Annotated in this window: 20 protein-coding genes; 10 read left to right on the forward strand and 10 right to left on the reverse strand. The window is 64.1% G+C overall.

Annotation, left to right across the window (positions count from 1 at the left end; all coding sequences use genetic code 11):
- The first annotated feature begins 370 nt into the window (after positions 1-370).
- The 3 genes from KZO25_RS18950 (at position 371) to KZO25_RS18960 (ending at position 3,141) form a co-directional block, all read left to right on the forward strand.
- On the forward strand, positions 371-2,248 hold the full coding sequence (locus KZO25_RS18950; RefSeq protein WP_223138126.1) for a beta-ketoacyl synthase: 1,878 nt from the start codon (positions 371-373) through the stop codon (positions 2,246-2,248).
- A gap of 83 nt (positions 2,249-2,331) precedes the next feature.
- The gene (coaD, locus tag KZO25_RS18955; RefSeq protein WP_066451432.1) at positions 2,332-2,811 is read left to right on the forward strand and encodes a pantetheine-phosphate adenylyltransferase; all 480 of its coding nucleotides are present in this window, start codon (positions 2,332-2,334) and stop codon (positions 2,809-2,811) included.
- 81 nt (positions 2,812-2,892) lie between these two features.
- A complete protein-coding gene (locus KZO25_RS18960; RefSeq protein WP_066451434.1) occupies positions 2,893-3,141 on the forward strand; it encodes a YfhL family 4Fe-4S dicluster ferredoxin in 249 nt (82 codons plus the stop codon).
- 83 nt (positions 3,142-3,224) lie between these two features.
- Here the strand turns inward: KZO25_RS18960 and KZO25_RS18965 are convergent, their stop codons facing one another.
- On the reverse strand, positions 3,225-3,539 hold the full coding sequence (locus KZO25_RS18965; RefSeq protein WP_066452401.1) for a hypothetical protein: 315 nt from the start codon (positions 3,537-3,539) through the stop codon (positions 3,225-3,227).
- Between the two features lie 225 nt (positions 3,540-3,764).
- Between KZO25_RS18965 and KZO25_RS18970 the strand changes: the two genes are divergently transcribed.
- The 4 genes from KZO25_RS18970 to KZO25_RS18985 all read left to right on the forward strand — a co-directional run bounded on the left by KZO25_RS18970 (position 3,765) and on the right by KZO25_RS18985 (position 8,168).
- Positions 3,765-5,060 carry an MATE family efflux transporter gene (locus KZO25_RS18970; protein WP_223138127.1) on the forward strand — a complete coding sequence of 432 codons (1,296 nt, stop codon included), beginning with the start codon at positions 3,765-3,767 and terminating at the stop codon, positions 5,058-5,060.
- Positions 5,061-5,178: 118 nt separating this feature from the next.
- A complete protein-coding gene (locus KZO25_RS18975) occupies positions 5,179-6,489 on the forward strand; it encodes a short-chain fatty acid transporter (RefSeq protein WP_066451437.1) in 1,311 nt (436 codons plus the stop codon).
- A gap of 108 nt (positions 6,490-6,597) precedes the next feature.
- The gene (locus KZO25_RS18980) at positions 6,598-7,125 is read left to right on the forward strand and encodes an acyl-CoA thioesterase (protein ID WP_066451440.1); all 528 of its coding nucleotides are present in this window, start codon (positions 6,598-6,600) and stop codon (positions 7,123-7,125) included.
- A gap of 35 nt (positions 7,126-7,160) precedes the next feature.
- Complete coding sequence (locus KZO25_RS18985) at positions 7,161-8,168, forward strand: hypothetical protein (RefSeq protein ID WP_066451441.1); 1,008 nt, start codon at positions 7,161-7,163, stop codon at positions 8,166-8,168.
- Positions 8,169-8,186: 18 nt separating this feature from the next.
- On the opposite strand, the gene KZO25_RS18990 is transcribed toward KZO25_RS18985, so the two are convergent.
- The 3 genes from KZO25_RS18990 to KZO25_RS19000 all read right to left on the reverse strand — a co-directional run bounded on the left by KZO25_RS18990 (position 8,187) and on the right by KZO25_RS19000 (position 8,994).
- Positions 8,187-8,453, reverse strand: coding sequence for an I78 family peptidase inhibitor (locus KZO25_RS18990; RefSeq protein ID WP_066452403.1), 267 nt, complete (start codon positions 8,451-8,453; stop codon positions 8,187-8,189).
- 183 nt (positions 8,454-8,636) lie between these two features.
- The gene (locus tag KZO25_RS18995) at positions 8,637-8,768 is read right to left on the reverse strand and encodes an entericidin A/B family lipoprotein (RefSeq protein WP_066451443.1); all 132 of its coding nucleotides are present in this window, start codon (positions 8,766-8,768) and stop codon (positions 8,637-8,639) included.
- Between the two features lie 94 nt (positions 8,769-8,862).
- Positions 8,863-8,994 (reverse strand): entericidin A/B family lipoprotein, encoded by a 132-nt coding sequence (locus KZO25_RS19000; protein ID WP_066451445.1) that lies wholly within the window; start codon positions 8,992-8,994, stop codon positions 8,863-8,865.
- Positions 8,995-9,168: 174 nt separating this feature from the next.
- Between KZO25_RS19000 and KZO25_RS19005 the strand changes: the two genes are divergently transcribed.
- Positions 9,169-9,636, forward strand: coding sequence for an HIT domain-containing protein (locus KZO25_RS19005; RefSeq protein ID WP_223138120.1), 468 nt, complete (start codon positions 9,169-9,171; stop codon positions 9,634-9,636).
- Here KZO25_RS19005 and KZO25_RS19010 read toward each other — a convergent pair.
- The 4 genes from KZO25_RS19010 to KZO25_RS19025 form a co-directional block, all read right to left on the reverse strand.
- On the reverse strand, positions 9,598-10,662 hold the full coding sequence (locus KZO25_RS19010; RefSeq protein WP_223138121.1) for a nickel/cobalt transporter: 1,065 nt from the start codon (positions 10,660-10,662) through the stop codon (positions 9,598-9,600). The two genes, KZO25_RS19005 and KZO25_RS19010, sit on opposite strands and share 39 nt — an antisense overlap.
- Positions 10,653-11,312, reverse strand: coding sequence for a DUF1007 family protein (locus tag KZO25_RS19015; RefSeq protein ID WP_066451453.1), 660 nt, complete (start codon positions 11,310-11,312; stop codon positions 10,653-10,655). Before KZO25_RS19015 ends, KZO25_RS19010 begins: the two co-directional genes overlap by 10 nt.
- A gap of 86 nt (positions 11,313-11,398) precedes the next feature.
- A complete protein-coding gene (locus KZO25_RS19020; protein ID WP_223138122.1) occupies positions 11,399-11,755 on the reverse strand; it encodes a hypothetical protein in 357 nt (118 codons plus the stop codon).
- The gene (locus tag KZO25_RS19025; RefSeq protein WP_223138123.1) at positions 11,755-12,306 is read right to left on the reverse strand and encodes a hypothetical protein; all 552 of its coding nucleotides are present in this window, start codon (positions 12,304-12,306) and stop codon (positions 11,755-11,757) included. Before KZO25_RS19025 ends, KZO25_RS19020 begins: the two co-directional genes overlap by 1 nt.
- A 349-nt stretch (positions 12,307-12,655) precedes the next feature.
- Here KZO25_RS19025 and KZO25_RS19030 point away from each other — a divergent pair, with 349 nt between their 5' ends.
- On the forward strand, positions 12,656-13,129 hold the full coding sequence (locus KZO25_RS19030; protein ID WP_066451461.1) for a Dps family protein: 474 nt from the start codon (positions 12,656-12,658) through the stop codon (positions 13,127-13,129).
- 100 nt (positions 13,130-13,229) lie between these two features.
- Here the strand turns inward: KZO25_RS19030 and KZO25_RS19035 are convergent, their stop codons facing one another.
- Both KZO25_RS19035 and KZO25_RS19040 read right to left on the reverse strand, forming a co-directional pair.
- On the reverse strand, positions 13,230-14,699 hold the full coding sequence (locus KZO25_RS19035) for an aminoacyl-histidine dipeptidase (protein WP_223138124.1): 1,470 nt from the start codon (positions 14,697-14,699) through the stop codon (positions 13,230-13,232).
- 97 nt (positions 14,700-14,796) lie between these two features.
- Complete coding sequence (locus KZO25_RS19040; protein WP_223138125.1) at positions 14,797-16,872, reverse strand: tRNA(Met) cytidine acetyltransferase TmcA; 2,076 nt, start codon at positions 16,870-16,872, stop codon at positions 14,797-14,799.
- Between the two features lie 374 nt (positions 16,873-17,246).
- On the opposite strand from KZO25_RS19040, the gene KZO25_RS19045 reads away from it, so the two are divergent.
- Complete coding sequence (locus KZO25_RS19045) at positions 17,247-18,350, forward strand: TRAP transporter substrate-binding protein (RefSeq protein WP_144439693.1); 1,104 nt, start codon at positions 17,247-17,249, stop codon at positions 18,348-18,350.
- Positions 18,351-18,537 lie beyond the last annotated feature (187 nt).

Below are 18,537 nucleotides of genomic sequence, written 5' to 3' on the forward strand. Positions count from 1 at the left end.
CGTCGGCTAGCACTTCCCCTTGCCGGGCGTGCAGGGGACTTTCACCCCCAAGTCATCCCGAGGCACCACCCTCGGGAACAGCGCCAGTCAGGCGCTGCGCGCCATGCCTGGCGCACAAAAAAAAGGCGCGCTCCGAAGATGCGCGCCCACATACCCACTCGTATGACTCAAACAGCAAGCTAAGCATAGCGCGACAACGGCCACACTTCAAACGTTTGTTTAATTTCTTTGTGCTTTAAAGGCCCCCGGGGAGCCCATGACGGGGTCCCGGACCGGGTGCTATGATCGCCAGTCTCATACCAATTACAGCCACTCGCACCAACAGCAGAACGAGGAAAGCGGCTTGTCACACTTACCGGTGATCGTCGGCATGGGCGGCGTCAACGCCGCCGGCCGTACGTCTGGCCATCAAGCATTTCGTCGCACCGTGATCGATGCCTTGACCGACGACGACCAGCAGCATCTCCTGCTGGGCCTGGCCGCCCTGATGGGGCTGGGTAGCCATCGCGATGGCAGCTGGCATGACGCCACAGGCCAGGCCATCAGCGCTTCCCAGCTGGCTGACCAGTGCCGCGAGCAGATCCTCGACCATACGCTCATCCGGCGCATCGAGGATCCCCGGTTCAATGACGACGGCTTGCCGGCCAATCGGCGTGCCAGCCTGGAACTGGGCAGCGAACTGGTCTTCCGCATTCGGCGCCGCCAGCTGCCTGAACGCCTCCCGGGTACCTGGCAGGTTCGCGAGCTGGATCGCCATACCCTCGAAGTCACGGTGCCTCCCGGCGACCTGGACGTGATGCTGCCTGAAACCCGCCCGGCCCTGGTACGCGCCGCCGGCCAGTTGCCCAGCGGCTTCGATCCCAGCCGTCACTATCGCAGCGTCCACCACCCTCGCGGCCTGTCGATGTCGATCTTCGCCGCCAGCGACTGCCTGGGCAGCAGCGGGCTGACCTGGGAGGCACTGCGCGATCGCCTCGATCCGGACGAGGTTGCCGTCTATGCCGGCAACTCCATCGGCCAGCTCGACGACGAAGGATGGGGCGGGCTGCTCAAGAGCTTTGTCTCTGGCAACCGCGCCACCTCCAAGCAGATGCCGCTGGGCTATGGCCAGATGCCCGCCGACTTCCTCAACGCCTATGTACTGGGCAGCGTCGGTGGCACCGGCGCCGTCCTCGGCGCCTGCGCCAGCTTCCTCTACAACCTGCGTTTGGGGTGCGAGGATATTCGCAGCGGCCAGCGCCGTGCGGTAATGGTCGGCACCTCCGATGCGCCGGTGACGCCGGAGATCATCGAGGGTTTTCGCGCCATGGGCGCCCTGGCCGATGACGACAGCCTCAAGGCGCTGGATGCTCTGGAGCTGCTGACCGATGCCGATTACCAGCGGGCCTGCCGCCCCTTCGCCCGCAACTGCGGATTCACCATCGCCGAGGCCAGCCAGTTCATCCTGCTGCTGGACGACTCCCTGGCGCTGGAAGTCGGTGCCGAGATACTCGGCAGCGTGCCGGGGGTCTTCGTCAACGCCGACGGCTGGAAGCGCTCGATCTCTGCCCCGGGCATCGGCAACTACATCACACTGGGCAAGGCCACCTCGCTGGTGCGCGACATGCTCGGCGAAAAAGCCCTGAAAGAACGCACCTTCCTGCATGCCCATGGCACCAGCACGCCCAAGAATCGCGTGACCGAGTCCCATGTCTTCGACCTCATCGCCCAGGCCCACGGCATCGAGAACTGGCCCGTGGTGGCGGTCAAGGCCTTCGTCGGCCACTCCCAGGGCAGCGCCGCAGGCGATCAGCTGACCAGCGCCCTGGGCAGTTTCGCCCATGGCCTGCTGCCGGGCATTCCCACCCTGAACGCGGTGGCCGACGACGTGCATGCGGACCGGCTGCACTTCTCCCGCACCCCCCAGGCCTTCGACGCCGATGCCGCCTTCATCAATGCCAAGGGCTTCGGCGGCAACAACGCCACCGGCGTGGTGCTGTCGCCGGCCGTGACCGAACGGCTGCTGACGCAGCGCCATGGTGAAGCCGCGCTGGCGGCCTGGCGTGAACGCCGCGAGGCAACCCGCGAGGCGAGCAAGGCCTACCTCGACAGGGCCGATCACGGACACTACCTGGCCCGCTATCGCTTCGGAGAAGGGGTGCTGGAGGGGCCGGAGCTCGACGTCAGTGCCGACAGCATCCAGATTCCCGGCTATGCGCGCCCTGTCTCGCTGGCGGTGGACAACCCCTTCGGCCGGCTGGAAGAGTGATGCTATGGCGAGGTGGACATTGTCGGCCCGGCCACGGGCGGTTACCCTGAGCCCCCTTGAGAGTGACAACTGAGCGGAGCGCCATGAAAATCGCGGTCTATCCCGGCACCTTCGATCCCATCACCCACGGCCATTTCGACCTGATCGAGCGCGCCGCGCGCCTCTTCGACAAGGTCGTGGTGGCGATTTCCGCCAGCCCTGGCAAAGGGCCGGCCCTGGACCTGGGCACGCGCATCGCCCTGGCCCAAGAGGTGGTGGCAGAGCTCGACAACGTCGAGGTCATCGGCTTTTCCGGCCTGCTCACCGACATGATGGTCGAACAGAAAGCACGCATCATCCTGCGTGGCCTGCGGGCGGTATCGGACTTCGAGTACGAGCTGCAGTTGGCCAACATGTACCGTGCCCAGGCGCCCGAGCTGGAAAGCGTCTTCCTGACCCCCGCGGTGGAGAATTCCTATATCTCCTCCACCATCGTGCGGGAAATTGCCAAGCTCGGTGGCGATATCACCCGGCTGGTGCATCCCAGGGTCGCCGAAGCGCTGCGCAGCCATTACAATACCTGACTGCAACACTCGGCTTTATCCCGAGTCGCTTCACCCGGGCGTGCCAGTACCACTGGCCGCGCCTTATCGCGAGGTAGCCCCATGGCCCTGATGATCACCGACGAGTGCATCAACTGCGACGTCTGCGAACCCGAATGCCCCAACGGCGCCATCTCGGCGGGGGAAGAGATCTACATCATCGACCCCAACCTATGCACCGAGTGCGTCGGTCACTACGACGAGCCCCAGTGCCAGCAGGTCTGCCCGGTGGACTGCATACCGCTGGACCCGGAGCGCGAGGAGAGCCGCGAGCAGTTGATGGAGAAGTACCACGTCATCACCGCGGCCTGAACGCACAACGACGCCAGGACTCACGACAAACGCCAGCGCCCCGCTATTACGCGGGGCGCTGGCGTTCGTTGGTGACGGTAAGGCTATCGCTCGTAGGGACGGGGATTGATGGACGTGCATCCCAGGCAGCGCCGGAACGTGGCCTCGGCCGGTGTCTTGACCAGCGTTTCCGCCGCCTGGTCCACGTTGCCCCCCATTGCCGAGAACGGCAGCGACACCACGAACAGTGCGGTGCCACCCAGGGTCGCCGCCAGCAGCAACGGCCGTGCAATCAGAGCATCGGCGATCATCGCGCCGCCGCTCGGTCGAGCTTCCAGATGCTGCTCCTGAGCCATCGCCGGCAGGCTCGCAAGCGCCAGCATCACCGCCACCACGAGTCCCATGGTTCCTTTCGCCATACGTGACATACCACCCCCTTATCATCTTGATCGAAAATGCCCGCCCTGAGCACAAGCGCTCTATAAAGGTCCCACACCCTGCGACCGGCATCCAGTGATTCACCGTAGCGCCTGGTTGCGTTATGCCCCATCGCCCGCCATGCTTCACGGTTTCGCCTCACACCGGAAGACCCCGTGGCATCCCAGGAACTGGCTACTCCCTCCGCCGCCCGCCGTCGCATATGGATGCTGGCCTGGCCCATCATCCTGTCGAACATCACCGTGCCGCTGCTGGGGCTGGTGGACACCGCCGTGGTCGGTCACCTGCCGGATTCCCGCTACCTGGCCGGGGTGACCCTGGGCGCAACCCTGTTCAGCTTCCTCTACTGGGGCTTCGGTTTCCTGCGCATGGGTACCACGGGGCTGACCTCCCAGGCGGTGGGTCGCGAAAGCGACAGCGAAGTGCGCAACCTGCTGGGCCAGTCGCTGCTGATGGCCGCTGGCATCGGCACCCTGTTGATCCTCTTCTCACGGCCGCTGATATCTCTCGGGCTCTGGCTGCTGAACGGCAGCGAAGTGGCCACCGAACTGGCAGCCGAGTACGCGCAGATCCGCATTCTCTCGGCGCCGGCGGTGCTGGCCAACTATGCGATTCTCGGCTGGTTCCTGGGCCAGCAGAATTCACGGGTCACCCTGCTCATCCTGGTATTGACCAATAGCGTCAACATCGCCCTCGACCTGCTCTTCGTGGTGGGCCTCGGCATGACCAGCGATGGGGTGGCCTGGGCCACGGTCATCGCCGACTATACGGCGCTGACCTTCGGCCTGTGGCTGGTGACCCGACAGTTGAAACTGCTGGAGGGACGCTTCCTGCGCAGCCGCCTGCTGACGCTGGCCGCTTACGCCGAGCTCTTCCACGTCAATGCCAATCTCTTCGTGCGCACCCTGGGACTGCTCTTCGCCATGGCCTTCTTCACCTCGCGGGGCGCCGTACAGGGCGATACCGTGCTGGCCGCCAATGCCGTGCTGCTGCAGTTCATCATGCTCACCAGCTATGCCCTGGACGGCTTCGCCCACGCCGCCGAGGCCATCGTCGGCCGCTCGGTTGGCCGCAGGCGTTGGGACGAGTTCGCCACCGCCGTGCGAACCGCAGCCTGGTTCTCGCTGATCACCGCCACCGTTGCCTCGCTGGCCTTCGCCCTCGGCGGACATTACCTCATCGCCCTCCTGACCGGACTGCCGGAAGTGCGCGCCACTGCGGGTAGCTACCTGCCATGGATGGTGGCCATGCCCTTGATTGCGGTCTGGAGCTATCTGCTGGATGGCGTCTTCATCGGTGCCACGGCAATACGCGAGATGCGCAACAGCATCTTCCTCGGCCTGGCTGTTTACCTTCCGATCTGGTGGGCCACTCAGCCGCTGGGGAACCATGGCCTATGGTTGGCCTTCCTGACATTCAGCCTGGTGCGCTCGGCCGTTCTTGCCGGCTATTACCTGCATTACCGCCGCACCCGCTGGCATCCGGCGGCCCCTTCCCTTTGACAAAACCTGACATTCGTCCCACCGTTGACGAGTCGAACCATGCAACCTTCTGAGCTTGCGCTACTTTTCTCAGACGACCCGACAGCAATTCCACAACATTAGAAGAAGCGAAACTGCCATGCTCAAGTTCCTGTCCAAACCTGCCGTCAGGCTGGTCGATCGCTATCTGCCCGATCCTTTCATTTTCGTTCTCCTGTTGACCCTCGTGGCGGCCGCCGCAGCCATTGGCGTCGAACGCCAGACCCCGCTGGCGGTGATGCGCTTCTGGGGCGACGGTTTCTGGAATCTGCTGACCTTCTCGATGCAGATGCTGCTGATCCTGGTTACCGGCTTCATGCTGGCCAGCTCACCGCCGGTGAAGCGCATGTTGCAGCAGCTGGCTGGCAAGGCCAAGAACGCCGGCAGCGCGATCATCATGGTCACTCTGGTTTCCCTGCTGGCCAGCTGGATCAACTGGGGCTTCGGTCTGGTGGTGGGCGCCCTGTTCGCCAAGGAGCTGGCACGGTTGATCCGGGTCGATTACCGCCTGCTGGTGGCCAGCGCCTACTCCGGCTTCGTTGTGTGGCACGGCGGGCTCGCCGGCTCCATTCCACTGACCATCGCCACCGACGGGCACTTCACCGCCGATCAGATCGGCGTGATCGGCACCGGCGCCACCATTTTCTCCTTCTTCAACCTGGCGATCGTGGCCTGCCTGTTCATCAGCATTCCTTTGGTCAACCGCCTGATGCTGCCCGACGAGAAAGACAGCGTCTATGTGGACCCCAAGGTGCTGGGGGATGCCCCCGATGCCCGTGTTCGCATCACTCGCCCGGCCGATCGGCTGGAAAACAGCGTGACCCTGGCCTGGCTCGTGGGCATCCCCGGGGTGATCTTCCTGCTCGACCACTTCATCCTGCGTGGCGGCGGCCTGAACCTGAACATCGTCAACTTCATGTTCCTGTTCCTGGCCATCGTGCTGCACCGCACCCCCCGCAGCCTGCTCGAGAGCCTCAACGAGGCGATCAAGGGCGGTGCCGGCATCGTGATCCAGTTTCCCTTCTACGCAGGGATCATGGCGATCATGGTGCAGTCCGGGCTTGCCGAATCCATGTCCCAGGGTCTGATCTCGTTTGCCACCGAAACCTCGCTGCCGTTCTGGTCCTTCCTCAGCGCTGGCATCGTCAATCTCTTCGTGCCCTCCGGTGGCGGCCAGTGGGCGGTACAGGCACCGGTGATGCTGCCGGCCGCCGAGGCGCTGGGCGTGGACGTGGCACGCGTCTCCATGGCCGTGGCCTGGGGCGATGCCTGGACCAACCTGCTGCAGCCGTTCTGGGCGCTGCCGGTACTTGCCATCGCCGGGCTCAAGGCCAAGGACATCATGGGCTTCTGCCTGATCCAGCTGTTCATTACCGGCATCATCATTGCCGTTGGCCTGACCTGGTTCTGAACCCGGCCGCGCACCAGCGGCCCCCAGGCTGAGATAACGCCTTGCCAACGAGTCGTGACGAACGTGGCAAGGCGTTATGCTGTAGGAACGCCCCCACAGGAAATCGATATGGACCACCACGACCTGCCCGGTCAGCATGAATTGAGCATGACCGTGCTGATGACCCCCGACATGGCGAATTTCAGCGGCAAGGTCCATGGCGGGGCCATCCTCAAGAAGCTCGATGAAGTGGCCTACGCCTGCGCCAGCCGCTATTCAGGGCATTATGTCGTGACGCTCTCCGTCGACCAGGTGCTGTTCAAGCAGCCGATCCACGTTGGCGAGCTAGTGACATTTCTTGCCTGCGTCAATCACGTTGGCCGCTCCTCCATGGAGATCGGCGTAAAGGTGGTGGCCGAGAACATTCGCGACAAGGTGATACGGCATACCAACAGCTGCTACCTCACCATGGTGGCGGTGGATGCCAACGGCCACCCTGCCAGGGTTCCACCGTTGAAGCTGGCGACCTCGCTGCAGAAACTGCGCTTCGAGAAGGCCGCGCTGCGCAAGAAACTACGCAAGAAGGCCGAAGAGGAGGAGCATCGCGCACAGAAGGACCACTTTGCCAGCCAGGCGAACCGCACGCAGGACAGCTGAGGCGTATCGAACCCGTCACCGGACAAGGAGAGGCCATGTCCCGTACTCCACCCGACCGCGACAGAGCCTCTGCCTTCAGCGAGCGCATGCACCTGGTATGGGACCTGCTCATCATCGTGCTGGTCGTGGCCAACCTGACGCTGCTGCTGTTCGATGCCCTGTTCGCACTGACTCCGCTGAACGACGCCTTCGCGGCCATCGCCCCGGGGCTGCATGGTGCCTATGACCGGCATATCCATGACAACTTCATCGCCATCGACCTCGTCTTCGTGGCGATCTTCGTGCTCGATGTCCTGCTGGGGTGGGCAGCGGCCATTGTCGAGCGCCGTTATCACCGCTGGTTCTTCTACCCCTTCGTGCACTGGTACGACGTGCTGGGCTGCATTCCGGTGGGCGGCTTCCGGCTGCTGAGGATATTGCGTGTCATTTCGCTACTGCATCGCCTACAGCGGCTGGGATTGATCGATATCCGCCAGTGGCGACTGTACGGCGTCTACGCCAAGTACTACGACATCCTGCTCGAGGAGCTGTCGGACCGTATCGCCCTTCGCCAGCTGGTGAGTATCCAGGAGCAGGTGCGCAGCAGCGACTCCCTGTCACAGCGTATCGCCGACGAGGTGATCATGCCGCGCAAGCAGGAGTTGATCCACGAAATCTGCCGCCGCCTGGAGGATATGGCAGACAGTGCCTACCGGGCCAACCGCGATGACCTGATGCGCTTCATCAGTGCCCTGGTCAGGCGAACCCTGGCGGAAAGCCCCGAGATCAAGCGGCTCAGGCGCCTGCCGCTGGGCGGCCAGGTCGCCAGCGCCCTCGATGAAGCGCTAAGCGATATCGCGCAACGCCTGGTGCATGAGGCCATCGAGGGCCTGCATTCGCCGGAGTTCGACTCGCTGGTGGAGCACCTCGCCGACAGCAGCTTCGATGCCTGGCTAAGGGTCGACGCACACACGGACAGGGTCACCGAGCAGGTACTGCTCGACACCCTGGAGCTACTCAAGGAGCAGGTCGCCCGGCAGCGCTGGAAACAGCGCTATGACTGAAGCGGACGAAAGCCGGCTTCAGCCGCAGCCGATGTCGGTGATCACCTCGTTCTCGTCGACACGGACGTTGAGACGATCCTCGCGGTACTCGAGGGTATAGGCGTGGCCGGGGCGCATCACACGCAGCGTACCGGCACCGCTCTGTTCGCGCATCGACTCGCCCAGCGCCTCGTCATAGTGGCGCCCGACACGGTCCTGGACACGGCTCGCGCCACAGACATCCCCTTCACTACTGACGCGGGGAGGCTCAGGGGCCGGTTCACGGGGTGGGTTGGTCTGGTTCATGGGAGCACACGCGGTTAGCAGCAACAGGCTGGTAAACGACAGGCACAGCTTCATGGATATGGCCATCTTCGCCTCAATGGCTGACGGAAATAACAGGGAAGGACGGCCGAAGGGGAACACACGGGCATGCCGCCTGGCACACCCATGTGTCGGCCGTACCGTTGATGGAGTTAAAACACGGCCTTAATCGGCGGCATCCTGTACAGCCTGTCCGCCGCGCTCCACATCCTCTCCGGCACCTTGCATGGTGTTGCAGCCTGCGAGGGCACCGGCGGTCATCAGCAGGGCAAAGCTAAGGGCAATGGCTCTCTTCATGGTCGTTTCTCCTTGAAAATTTCCGGGACATCCATTCCTTTCCGTGAAGCAATGGTCTTATTCAGCGTAACAGGCCTTGCCTAACTCTGCCGCTTCAGCTTGCCTGGCGCTGAATCGCCTCGCCGCCTCTTTCGATATCCTCGCCCGCGCCACGCATGGTGTTGCAGCCACTCAGCAGTGACAGGGCAAAGAGCGAAACCAGCAACATGGGTAGTATCCGTTTCATTTTGCCTTCTCCATTGGGCAGGACTTCTGCCTCTTCAATCTAGCACTGTCAGAAGGCCGCTGCGCGATTTAACGCATTGCTTTGCATCAGACCCCAGGGGCTATTCTCAACCAGGTTGTGTCATGATGAGGAAGGTGAGAGATAGCTCGGCATAATCGGTAATGAGGGAACGCGATGACATCCATTGAACTCGATGAACGGCTGGTCCAGGACAGTTACCCGGTTACCGAGCTACCCCTTTGTCAGCTTCGGCTGATGGATGATGCTCGCTTTCCTTGGCTGGTACTGATCCCCCGCCGCCGTGGCGTGAGCGAGGTATTCGAACTGAACGAAGGGGACCAGCAGCAGCTCTGGCGCGAAGCCACTCTGGTCGGCCAGATGCTGAAAGCGCTGACCAAGGGAGACAAGCTCAACATTGCCAGCCTCGGCAATGTGGTGGCCCAGCTCCACGTGCATGTCGTTGTCAGGCGCAGAGACGATGCTGCCTGGCCGGCACCCGTTTGGGGCCATGGTGAGCCCGCGCCCTATGACCTGGACAGCCTGGCCAGCATGCGGGACCACCTGCTGGCCCAGGTCGAGCGACTAAAACTGATGACGCCGGGCTCAGCCTCCACCACCGAAGGGGCTGCTCCGGGCGGGTGATTCGGCGCCCGCGCCACGGGAAGGCGGCTCGCCCAGCAGCGGCGCCGAAGAGGGCTGGCTCACCCCTGTGACGGAAAGCGAGATGCCAAGCGCCATGATGGCCAGCCCACCGGCCAGCGACGCCCAGCCCAGCACTCTGCCGGCGCGCGCCATGCTGCTCTGCCGTGCCAGTCGCCGCTCGGCCCAGCCACGGGCGACAACACTGGCCAGAGCCAGGCCGGAGACAGTCAATGCCGTGCCCAGCGACATGACCAGCACCGCCGCCACGCCAACCGGAAACTGGCCCAGCAGGGTCGCCGCACCCAGCAGCAACACGCCGCCGCTGCAGGGACGGATGCCGATGGCGACGACAGTAGCCAGCGCGGTCCGCCAGTCGGCGGCCTGCCGGGGGTCCACGTGGTGATGCCCCCCGCAGCAGTGCTCATGGCCATGATCAGGGTCCGCGGCATGCTCTGATGCATGCTCCGCAGCAGCGCCGGGCGGCGAGTCGGCATGACGGTGGGGTGCTGGGCCTCGCAGCTGTCGAATGGCACGCAGGCAAAGCCAGGCCCCCAACAGCGCCACCATCAGGAAGCTGGCCTGTTCGACCCAGACCACGCTACCCATGGCCTGGCGAGTGACCCAGCCCAGCCCATGGACCAGCACGACGACCAGGCTGATGGCGACGACGCCCTGCAGCAGCGAAGCAGCAAAGGAGAGGGCCAGCGCACGGCGCACCGCTCCACCCTGGGTGAGCAGGTAGGTGGTCAACACCGCCTTGCCGTGACCGGGCCCCGCGGCGTGGAAGACCCCGTAGCCGAAGCTGATGCCCAGCAGTGCCATCCAGGTGGCCGGCGAGGGCGTCCCGGAGAGATCGGTGATCGCCATGGTGAGGGCACGGTGAAAATCCCGCTGCCAGGAGACCAGTTGAAAGCTCAGCGACTGGAAGCTTCCCTGAGTGATCAGCAGGACGAGAATGGCAGCCAGCATCAGGCCAACCCCGAACAACCACCCTCTGCCCTGCAGGCGCATGGCACTCAATCGCATGTTACCTCCCCGGTCTCGGCGAAGTGACGGCCCAGCCCCGGCTCGGCTTCATCGGTGATGTCCAGCATCGCGGCCTCCATGACGAGTTCGGGGTCCGGGTCGGCCGGCACGATACGCGTCGAGCACGTCAGCTCGCCGTTGACCGTCAGGGCATCATCCAGGGGCGTCTTGCCTTCGGCTTCATGCACCACCTCGAGGTAGTAGGTGGGATCGAACACCTTGTAGTACAGCGTCTTCTCGCTCAGCGGCAGCGGCGTCTCCAGCGGCAGCATGAAGATGAACTCGACGCGCCCGCCGCGCTCCATCACGGTGTATTCGGTTACCTCCCCGACGGCCAGCTTTTCGCCATCCACCTGCAGCTCGGTGAAATAGTCGTGGGGCGCCAGGTTTTGGCGTATTTCGCCACCCAGCTTGTCCAGACCCGCCTCGAGGCCCCCCTCGCCTTCGGCCAGCCCCAGCTCCTCAAGGATGATCAGACTATAGAAGGGGTCCATGCGCCAAGCCTGATGCAGCCCCTCCAGGCGCCCCTGGTCGTCGAGCATCAAGCGCATGCGCATGTCGATCCAGCCATGGGGGTGTGCCTGAGCCAGAGCAGGCATCAGCAGCAGCACCGTCATCCAGATCGGCCAGAAGCGAGTATGGCTCGGCATTAAAGGGCGTAAATGCTTCATAGTCTTCGGGTATCTCGAAAGCAGGTGAAACAGGATGGCGCGACAGGCGACGATGCACCGAGACATCAGGGAGCCAGCCCGAGCCGGGTCTGCAGTGCCGCCAGCAGTCGGTCGAGCAGGTGAGGCGGCAGTGGACGCCCGCCCCGCGTGGCCGTCAGCGAGATGCGTGCCGTCTCGCCCTCGGGCGTGACCTCCGCCCGGACCCGATAACCGGGCCAGCGGGCCAGCGCCGCTTCCACTCGGCCAAGCTCGGCATCCGCATGGCGTATCACATAGCCCTCCTCCATCAGCAGGTCCACGGTTTCATGCAGCACGGCACCTGGCGTGGCCGCCAGGGAGAGTTCGCGGGGCTCGGGCGCCGGAGCAGTGGCCGCGCAGCCGGCCAGCAAGAGCGCCAGCAGCAGGGTGAAGAAACGGGACATCAGGCGCCTCCCCGGGAGTCGATCGCGGTCATGGCATTGCGTAACGAAAGGCAGAAGTCGGTATCGCTGGCACTGCGGGACTCGCGGATCTCGCCCTGCCAGTCGATGACCTGGATATCCCGCGTGACCCGCACCCAATCGCCGTCGGCCACCAGCGAGACGCGCTCCAGGCGCGTGGCATCGCGCGTAAAGCTGCCTGCCCCGCCGCCAAAGCCGATCATCACGCCGGTGGATAGACCGCCACTCCCGCCGCCCACGCCATAGCCGCCGAACACTCCGACACGCTCACGGTCGTAGAAGTCGCCGTAGCCAGGCACCGTACGGGTCCGCTCGGCATTGACCAGCCCCAGCGCCGTCTCGGTGTGCCGAATCACGAACCCCTCCTGCTCGAGCGCCGTGAGGGCCCGACGCAGCCACTCGTCCGACCCCAGGCCACCGCCTTCCCAACGGCACTCCGCTGCCGGTCGAGGTTCCGCCGTGGGCAGTGCCGTGGGGGCCGTCTGGCAGCCGGCCAGCACCAGCAGGCAAGGCATCCACCACCATGAACGCATTTTGGGCTTTCTCCCGGTCGATTTGGTCGCAGTCTACGCGGCACAGGATGCGATGCAATCACTTGTCGACAAGCCTATTCCTGCACGCCGATTCATCTGAGTCTCGCCATGACGCAGGGTTCCCGCAAGGTCATCGATGGTGCGGCAAAACTTCGCATACCCTTGAAAAGCGATGCGCTCGGCGACACATCATGAAGGAACGCTATGGAGGCGATGATCAGATTTTTCTTATCTCACCGCGCCGTGGGCCTTTAGACTGGCGCTAAATCCATGGCGATACCAAACGCCCCGGAACGGCAATTTTCCAATGGACCTGCCGTAGAATCACTCAGCACAAGGAGTACCGCGCATGAGCGACACCAATGCCATCGGCCTGCACGAGAGCAGCGCCAGCCAGCTTGCCGAAAAGCTCAACGCCCTGCTGGCCAACTATCAGATTTTCTACATGAATGTGCGTGGCTACCACTGGAACGTGAAGGGTCCCCAGTTCTTCGAGCTGCATACCAAGTTCGAGGAGTTCTACACCGACCTGTTGACCAAGGTGGATGAGGTGGCCGAGCGTATCCTGACCCTGGGGCATCAGCCAGCCCACGCCTACAGTGACTATGTGGCCATGGCGGTGATCGCCGAAGACAAGGACGTACACGATGGCGAAGCCTGCGTACGAGGCGTGCTCAAGGGTTATCAAACGCTGATTGAGCTGCAGCGCGAAATTCTTGCCCTGGCGTCCGATGCCGATGACGAAGGCACCGCTGCCCAGGCCGGTGACTATATTCGCGAGCAGGAAAAGACCGTCTGGATGCTCAACGCCTACCTGGGCTGACGGCCCCGGCCTGCTTGAGCTCGATACAGGTTCACCGCCTCTACGGCACCGCCCTACGGATGGTGCCGTTTTCCATGCCCGGTTCGTCCTGACGTCGGCGTCAGGCAACCCGGCTCTCGGCAATTTCCTCGATCAGCCCCCGCAGCAACGCCCAGAATTCCTCGACGGAGGCCAACTCCACCCGCTCGTCGGGTGAGTGAGCGCCGCGAATCAGCGGGCCGAAGGAGATCATGTCGAGGTGGGGATACTTGCCAGCCAGGATGCCGCACTCCAGTCCTGCATGGATCACTTTCACTGCCGGGTCGTTGCCCAACTGCCGTTGATGCAGCCGGCGGAAGCGCGCCAGCAGAGGACTGCTGGGGTCGGGCGTCCAGCCGGGATAGGCATTCTCGACTCGGGTGCGGGCGCCGATCAGATCGAACAGCCCGGCAAAGCGGTCGGCCATGTCGGCCGTAGCACTGTCGCGCAGAGAGCGCACCAGCGCGCAAAGATGGAAGCGCCCCTCATCGAGGCTGACCACGCCCAGGTTGTTGGAGGTCTCCACCACTCCGGGCATGTCCTGACTCATCCGCTCCACCCCACAGGGCGCCACATGCAGTGCCGCCACCAGCATGCGGCTGGCATGGGCGTTGAGCGCCTGGGACGGCGGCGTCATCAGCGCCTGCAGGGTCAGCGTCACCCCCTCGTCGACACCTGCCAGCTCGGCACGCAGCTCCTCTTGCAGCGCGGCGATCCGTTCACGGGCAGAATCCTCCTCGTCGGCCAGCAGCACCAGGGTGGCAAAGGCCTCGCGGGGGAGCGCATTGCGCAGCGTGCCGCCATGATAATCGACCAGTCGGGCATCGAAGGCTTCCAGCGCACGCAGGGCCCGCACCAGCAGCCGATTGGCGTTGCCACGGCCGCGGTGAATATCGATGCCGGAATGCCCCCCCACCAGCCCGGTGAGGGAGAGCCGCAGCACCACTTCATCGTCGGCGAGTTCGGCAGTCGGCAATTGGGCTTCCACCACGATATCGGCGCCACCGGCACAGCCGATGAAGACCTCCCCACGGTCCTCCGAATCGAGATTGAGCAGCAACCGGCCATCAAGCCACCCCTCCGCCAGATTCAGGGCCCCACCCATGGAGGACTCCTCCTCCAGGGTGAACAGCGCCTCGAGCGGGCCGTGCCGGAGGGCATCATCCTCAAGCACAGCCAGCGCTGCCGCCACGCCCAGCCCGTTGTCCGCTCCCAGCGTGGTATGGCGGGCGTGCAGCCAGCCTTCGTCAACATAGGTCTCGATGGGGTCCTGCGTGAAGTCATGGGGGTGGTCGGCGTTGGCCTGAGCCACCATGTCCAGGTGCCCCTGCAGGATAATGCCCGGTGCCGCCTCATGGCTCGGCGTGGCCGGCTTGCGAATGCGAAGATTGCCGAAGGCATCGCGATCATGGTCCAGGCCACGGGCGTCGGCCCAGGCCTCGAGAACGGCCACCAATGCGGCCTCGTGGCCGGAAGGTCTCGGTGTGTTGCACAAGGTACGGAAGTGCCGCCACAGTGGCTGCGGCGAAAGCTGCTCGAGATGTTCGTTCATCGTTGAGTCTTCATGTGGATAACCGCGCTACCTTACCGGGACGATCGCGCCGGGGAAAGTCCACTCAAACTCGCCATCCCCCCACTTCACTCTTCACCTAGCCCTGCGCGATTTGCCCCTCGATGAGCCGTGCCACGGCCTTGCGCAGCTGCTCCATGACGCCGCGCCGACCCGGCACCTTCAGGTTAGTCGCCATCCAGCGGATGTCACGGCCCTGGAAGGCCCAGGCCACCAGCCATACCAGCGCCGGATCGCGACACCCATCGATCGCCGCCTGACGCAGCAGGTTCTGCAGGGCCGGACGCGCCAGGGCCGGATCACGATAGCCGAAGGCCACATCGCCAATATCGCACCGATCCTTGGCTTCCAGAGCGGGCCGCGGCCCTTCGGCCAGAAGCGTGACGGCCACCGCTGGATCCAGTTGATTGAGCTCGAAGGCCAGCAATGCCGGCAGTAGATGCTGAAAGCCTGTCGTCAGCGCGCCGGCCAGGGCTTCGCCCTTTGCGCTGGTCGGCTTCACCACCATCAGCGCATGCTCACCAGTAGACGTCTCTCTGGACAGCCCCAGCCTGACGGCCCGAAAGCCCTGCGCCTGCCAGAAGGCGATCAGTCCCGGCTCGGCGCCGAAACTGGCGCCCAGCAGGTCTATCCCGTCCCGCCGGGCCTCAGCCAGAGCCGATTCCAGCAGCCATCTCCCTACCCCCTCGCGGCGGCGCCCAGGATGCACGGCGATGCGCTGCACGCGCCGAATGCGAGCCTCCAGGGCGTCTCGGGAGCCGGCATGGGCAGCCAGAGATTGGGCCAACAGGTGCCCCGGTGGGCGACGCTCGCCTCGTGCCACCCGCTCCGCCAGCGCCGAAGGAAAGCCACCTTCGTCTCCCTGAACCACCACTCCCAGGGCTTGCCCCGCAGCATCCAGCGTCGAGATCCGCAGCCCCGGCTCGTCCAGCAGGCGTTGCAGGTCGCCCGGGGTCGTGCGGTAGTGGGCCTGAACCAGCAGGCCGAATATCTCGCGCAGGGTTTCCTCCTCGGCGGCAAGCACCGAACGCTTCCAGCATGTCTCCTGCAATGGCGCCGATGGCGCAGAGCTGGGCGGCTCGGCATCGAGCAGCAGCAGATCGCTGACCAGCCGCTCCAACGGGTCACCCATTGCCCAACGTATCGGCGCCGCCAAGTGAAATTCATGCCAGTCGGGAGACAGGCGCTGTAGCCGCTCCCGGAAGCGCAGGGCAAAGCCACGACCAGAGCCCTCATAGCCATGGACGGTGGTGGCGAAGGCGATCCGGGGAAAGGCCTCGAGCCACTGGCACAGCAAACCCGCGGGAATCGCCGCCGCCTCGTCCACCAACAACCGGCTGCCACTGCCGCCCACCTCCCCCCGTTCAGCCATGGCGGATAGCTCATCCGGTGCGACAAATGTCACCCGCCCGCCTCTGGCGTCGAAGAAATCGCCACCTTGCCGCCGCCCCTCCGGACAGTGAAACGCCAGCCGTTCAAACAGGGCCGACACCGCCGAAGGCCGGGGCGCCGTGACCAGTATCTGGGGTTCTCCACTGGCCAGTAGACGAGCACAGGCAATGCCGAGGGCCGCTGTCTTTCCGCGCCCTCGGTCCGCCGTGAGTACCAGGGGCCGCCGACGCTTCTGCCGGACCAGCCGTGAAACCGCCCCGGCCTGATCGGCTGTGAGGCAATCCGGATCTTCGACCGGGGCGAGCCTTGCCGCCTTGACGCGGGGGCATGCAGGCACCTCTGGCGATGCGCCGGCACGCCAGTGAGCCACACTACCGTCTGCCTCCAGCCGGCGGCGTAGACGCGAGAGGTAGCGGCTGTACTGTTGGTTATCTGCCTGCGACCTTGCCCAGTCGACTGGCGTCAGCAGCAGCAGCAACCCACCGGCGCACAAAGTGCCGCTCAAGGCACCAAAGGCGTTAGGGTCGAAATCGCCCCCTGCCGTGACCGTATCGAACACGATCATGTCATGCTCGGCTCCCAGGTAGCTGCGCGCCTTCGATGGCGGCATCCACGGAGCGAGATCACACTCGGGCGGAGGATCGGCAGCCACCCAGCAGGGCGCACGCCAGGAGCCTTGCTGCCAGATCTCCGAGGCACGCTTGATGGCCTCGTCCGGGCTACCGCTGATCCAGACAAGCCCACGGTAGCCATTTCTCGCCATTTGGTCTGACCAATTGAGCAGCGGAGCGATCTCTGACTCTCTCAAAAGCCTCTCCCATAGAAGGCATTGCCTTTTTTGGCAACAGTAAAACGCTTAATCTCTTAGCAATTGGTCGAAATGCCTTTTGGGCGGCTATTCATGAGCCTGCTAACACATCGCCTTTGTTTCAAGATTTTAGCAGCACATTTCTTGCTTTTCCCCGCCATAGCCTGCAACTTTCTGTAACTCCACCCTATGCAGACGGCATTGTATCAACAACCAATATTGGTCTTACCAATTTTCCAACTTGAGCCAGACCAGCCCCCTCTATAATCTCATTCTCGGAATAGGCCTTTCCTACAACAATACCCGTCGCAACAAGTGGAGTCGCGTCTATGCAAGCCCATACTGGCCGCAGAATGCCTGTACGTTTCAAGCTGATCGGCACAACCGCAGCCGTGATGCTGGCAAGTGCCACCCTCGTGAGTACCGCCAATGCCCAGGAGCGGGTTCGCTGGCAGGTTCCCATCGCCTTCCCGTCGCACCTGGTCGGCCTGAGTACCCCGGTGGTACATCTCTCCGAAACCCTGGAAGCCATCTCCGACGGCAATATCAACCTGCGCTACTACGAGCCGGGCGAGCTGATTCCGCCCTTCGAGATCCTCGATGCCGTCTCCGAAGGCCGCTACCCGGCAGGCTACACCTGGATCGGCTACGATCAGGGCAGCATCCCGGTGCTGCCGCTGCTCTCGGGCCCTCCCTTCGGCATGGAGCCGCCCGCCTTCATGGCCTGGCACTACTTCGGCGACGGTGACGACCTGCTTCAGGAAGTCTATGAGCCCTATGGCGTCAAGGCACTGCTGTGCGGCGTCATCGGTCCCGAAGCCGCCGGCTGGTTCGCCGAGCCGCTCGAGGACCTGGACCAGATCGACGGCCTGCGCATCCGCTTCGCCGGTATCGGCGGTCGTGTGATGGAAAACCTGGGCGCCTCGGTCACCATGATTCCCGGTGGCGAGCTCTATCAGGCCATGGAGCGCGGCACCATCGACGCCATGGAGTTCTCCGCCCCGGCGGTCGACCGTATCCTGGGCATGCAGGAGATCGTCCAGAACTACATCATGCCCGGCTGGCACCAGACCTATACCACCTCCCATCTGCTGGTGAACCAGGAGACCTGGGATGGCCTGACTGACCTGAGCCGCGCCCAGATCGAGACCGGCTGTCGCTCGGCGACCCTGTTCGGCTTCTCCGAGAGCGAGTGGGAGAATCCCCAGGCGCTGGCGGAGTTCGAGGCCGAGGGCGTCAACGCTCAGACCCTGTCGCCGGAGATCCTCGCCGAGCTCGAGGCGGTCACCATGCAGGTACTCGATGAGATGTCCAGCGAGGACGAGCTGTTCGCCCGCGTCCTGGAGAGCCAGCGCGAGTGGATGAGCGTTCACGGTAACTGGCACTCGAAAGGGTACCTGCCGCGCTCCTACTACGCGCCCCAGTCCGACTGATCCAACACGGCTGAGCATCAGGGGGCCGCAAGGCCCTCTGATGCGTATTGCACTGCTTCCGGTTACATGAGGCCGCTCATCGATGTCCACACCCCATGCCGATCACGAGTCGGTCAACTCGCCTCACCCACAGCCCCAGGCTCTGCCCACCAACCGGCTGAGCCATACGCTCGACACCGCCATCGCG

The organism is Halomonas sp. ANAO-440 (assembly GCF_019915905.1).
Classification (GTDB): Bacteria; Pseudomonadota; Gammaproteobacteria; order Pseudomonadales; family Halomonadaceae; genus Halomonas; species Halomonas chromatireducens.